Here is a 4,228-nt window from a genome sequence, read left to right on the forward strand (position 1 = left end):
TTTTCTTTTTATATGATATATATAAATCAATACCTGTGATAAAAGTTAAAAGTGAAAAACACAAAATCACCGGAAATTGTGGATCAAAGAAAATAAAATAAAACAATATCATTAAACACATCACAAATAAAATGGCACTTACAATCATTTTTATTTTTGGATCATGTTCCATATCTCATCTAACCTTTCACGTAATTCACTAATGTTACGTTCTAATGCTTCGTAGTTCGGTGCTTCGTGTTGATGTTGGTTGCAATATTTCGCAATCTGATTGGCATTTGCACCTAACATACTCAAATCTTTTGCTACCGATTGTCGTGTTGCTTGATCCAATTTGGGTGATACCAATCGGGCGCCTTGTGCCTTTTTCTTAACGAAAGCAGGCACACTCATATTTAAAGTTTCAGCTGATTGTTGTAACTTTAAATATTCGGATTCGCTCACACGAAAACTGATTTGTTTCGGCGCCTTACGGTTGGGTTTACGGTTTCGCCCAACAGTTTCGTCGCTAGCCACAAATTTATTTTGTTCGCTCATTATTCCCACCACGCTTTCTACGAAAGATAACGCCTTTCTTAAATTTTACTTTATAAGATAAAGCAAAATTTATCAAGTCGTTAAGTGGTTTGGCAAGCATTGGCTTTGCTAGCCACTAACGTGGCAGACGCGCCAGCTTGTTGGGGATTATCCCCAAGCCCCTTATGTTTTTTGCTTACGCAAAAAAGAGTGGCTAATTGCTAGCCATTGTTCATTAAGTAATACAAATAAATTGAAGAAATAATTTGGGTTGAACATTGACATTTATTTGCTATTTGTTTAAGTTGAATTTAATACGATAAGGGAAAGGGTGAACCAACTACATGATTAACTAATCCTATTTTCAAAAGGAAACAATTGAAAGTATTTTATTTACAAATAGCGTTTGATTTGTGTTGTTTTCAATTGTACTTTTCAGGATAGGATGAAAATTCTGTAGTTGGCTCTAAAAGTATTTTGTTAGAGTTCATCTATATAGATTTATGCCTCCTATTCTGAATAGATTAGGAGGCTTTTATTGTCTTCAATTACTTATGAGAGGATGAGGAAATATGAAAATAATGTTAGAGGGACTTCATATAAAACATTATGTTCAAGATCGTTTATTGTTGAACATAAATCGCCTAAAGATTTATCAGAATGATCGTATTGGTTTAGTTGGTAAAAATGGAAATGGAAAAACAACGTTACTTCACATATTATATAAAAAAATTGTGCCTGAAGAAGGTATTGTAAAACAATTTTCACATTGTGAACTTATTCCTCAATTGAAGCTCATAGAATCAACTAAAAGTGGTGGTGAAGTAACACGAAACTATATTCGGCAAGCGCTTGATAAAAATCCAGAACTGCTATTAGCAGATGAACCAACAACTAACTTAGATAATGACTATATAGAAAAATTAGAACAGGATTTAAAAAATTGGCATGGAGCATTTATTATAGTTTCACATGATCGCGCTTTTTTAGATAACTTGTGTACTACTATATGGGAAATTGAAGAAGGAAGAATAACTGAATATAAGGGGAATTATAGTAACTATGTTGAACAAAAAGAATTAGAAAGACATCGAGAAGAATTAGAATATGAAAAATATGAAAAAGAAAAGAAGCGATTGGAAAAAGCTATAAATATAAAAGAACAGAAAGCTCAACGAGCAACTAAAAAACCGAAAAACTTAAGTTCATCTGAAAGCAGAATAAAAGGAACAAAGCCATACTTTGCAGGTAAGCAGAAGAAGTTACGAAAAACTATAAAATCTCTAGAAACCAGACTAGAAAAACTTGAAAGCGTCGAAAAGAGAAACGAACTTCCTCCACTTAAAATGGATTTAGTGAATTTAGAAAGTGTAAAAAATAGAACTATAATACGTGGTGAAGATGTCTCGGGCACAATTGAAGGACGGGTATTGTGGAAAGCAAAAAGTTTTAGTATTCGTGGAGGAGACAAGATGGCAATTATCGGATCTAATGGTACAGGAAAGACAACGTTTATTAAAAAAATTGTTCATGGGAATCATGGTATTTCATTATCGCCATCTGTCAAAATCGGTTATTTTAGCCAAAAAATAGATACATTAGAATTAGATAAGAGTATTTTAGAAAATGTTCAATCTTCTTCACAACAAAATGAAACTCTTATTCGAACTATTCTAGCTAGAATGCATTTTTTTAGAGATGATGTTTATAAACCAATAAATGTCTTAAGTGGTGGAGAGCGAGTTAAAGTAGCACTAACTAAAGTATTCTTAAGTGAAGTTAACACGTTAGTACTAGATGAACCAACAAACTTTCTTGATATGGAAGCTATAGAGGCGTTTGAATCTTTGTTAAAGGAATATAATGGCAGTATAATCTTTGTATCTCACGATCGTAAATTTATCGAAAAAGTAGCCACTCGAATAATGACAATTGATAATAAAGAAATAAAAATATTTGATGGTACATATGAACAATTTAAACAAGCTGAAAAGCCAACAAGGAATATTAAAGAAGATAAAAAACTTTTACTTGAGACAAAAATTACAGAAGTACTCAGTCGATTGAGTATTGAACCTTCGGAAGAATTAGAACAAGAGTTTCAAAACTTAATAAATGAAAAAAGAAATTTAGATAAATAAATTACCTTAAATTTAAGCAATAAAGATTATTCTTGTTGTCTTTTTATTGAATCATTGATGGGTAATATTTATTAAGTTAGTGTATTGCATAACCTATACAATTCTACTACCTATAATTTGTAATTATGTTAACTCATCAAAGAGGCTTAAACGCTGTGAAATCAACGTTTAAGCCTTTTCTTTATGATTATCGTTTATTCATCTTTTATACATCGTTGTTCTCACGTGTTTTCATTCTTTTTCATTAAGTGAACTTTTGTATCTTTATTCACAATTTCACGTGATAACACACCGTTTTAAATTGTAGTTTTTTGTTATACTGGAAAAGCACTTCCGTGCACAAAGGAGGTGTCACATACAATGATAATCTTGCTATTTGTACTAGATAAGCTCATTTTTCCAATTATTGTTGGTTATGTTCTTTATCTATTACAACAAGAGCATAAGTAAAAAGAAACCCCCAGCCGGCACGCTGGGGGTTTTCACATACAATGATATATCTGCTATTTGTTACTTTCAGTATATCCTTTCTTATGCTTTTTGTAAAATTAGATATATACTTTCTTTTAAGAATATAATTTTGAAGTAACTGTCGTTTCATTGTCGCCCATCTGTCGGCAATTTTTCGTGTTCATTTTTTTAGTTGAGGAGTAGTTTATGAGTATGAACAAATCAAAAGTTGCAGAAATTAGAAAACAAAAATCGTTAACTCAAGAAAATTTAGCAGAAAAGGCTTATGTAACAGTAAGAACAATTCAAAGAATGGAGGCTGGAGAAGAAGTTAGTAGTGAAACACTTAAAAGTGTCTCAAACGCATTAGATGTGACAGTCAATGAACTATTCGAATCTATCTCGTCTTCTGATAAGGAGGAGGAAATAATGGAAATATCTAAAGAACAACAAAAGCAGTTTAATTATCGTAAAAATGAACTTTTTACTATTAAATTAATAACATTTAGTTTTATTTTTGTGTTTTTAGGACTATTTGGAATCTTTGTAGGTGAGTTAAACGGTTTAGAACAAAATATTTACCGCATCATTTGGATTTTCGCTTTATTTTTGAGCTTAGCAATAATGTATTATTTTTTAAATGTTTTTATTTCAAAAAAATTAGATAAAAAATATCCTATGACTATTGGAATGAAAAATAGAAATAGAAAAAATGAACCTGTAAAAAATGGCTGGGATTTTATGGCTAGATATTGGTGGATTGTTTTTCCTATTGGAGGGTTTCTAAGTTGGCTAATTCCTGAATTAACAGGAAAATAAAATACAAAACAAAAGATCTTTAGCAAGGGGGCTAAAGATCTTTTGTTTTAATCTTCCCAGTCTAATTGAAGTTGTTTTAAAAATGCTTTTCGCTCTTTTTCTAATTGTGGATCATATTCATTTTTTATTTGTTTTTCATAAGTACGTTCTTCTAACCATCTCGGCGTTTTTTCCCGACTTATATATTGTCGTGACTTATCTATATTCGCCATTTGTGGCTGTCGTTTATTGTGAATGCGTTTCTCAGCGTCAAAAGTAAACTCTAACCATTCAATTTTACGTCCTTTTTTTGCCTTTATTTT

The 4,228-nt window shown here is 31.1% G+C and carries 4 protein-coding genes; 2 read left to right on the forward strand and 2 right to left on the reverse strand.

The genetic code is table 11. The features are described 5' to 3' along the window. Positions 1 to 150: 150 nt before the first annotated feature. Complete coding sequence (locus tag IE142_RS39485) at positions 151 to 516, reverse strand: plasmid mobilization protein (RefSeq protein WP_451944331.1); 366 nt, start codon at positions 514 to 516, stop codon at positions 151 to 153. A 572-nt stretch (positions 517 to 1,088) separates the two neighbouring features. Here IE142_RS39485 and IE142_RS39490 point away from each other — a divergent pair. Next, a complete protein-coding gene (locus tag IE142_RS39490) occupies positions 1,089 to 2,657 on the forward strand; it encodes an ABC-F type ribosomal protection protein Vga(A) (RefSeq protein WP_002440627.1) in 1,569 nt (522 codons plus the stop codon). Between the two features lie 657 nt (positions 2,658 to 3,314). Continuing rightward, positions 3,315 to 3,926: a helix-turn-helix domain-containing protein gene (locus IE142_RS39495; RefSeq protein ID WP_002503031.1), complete on the forward strand. Its 612-nt coding sequence runs from the start codon at positions 3,315 to 3,317 to the stop codon at positions 3,924 to 3,926. A 47-nt stretch (positions 3,927 to 3,973) separates the two neighbouring features. Here IE142_RS39495 and IE142_RS39500 read toward each other — a convergent pair. Then, positions 3,974 to 4,228: hypothetical protein (locus tag IE142_RS39500; protein WP_502266904.1), on the reverse strand; the 255-nt coding region annotated here is incomplete at its 5' end.

This window comes from Streptomyces mutabilis (assembly GCF_014649815.1).
In the GTDB taxonomy this organism is placed as follows: domain Bacteria; phylum Actinomycetota; class Actinomycetes; order Streptomycetales; family Streptomycetaceae; genus Streptomyces; species Streptomyces mutabilis.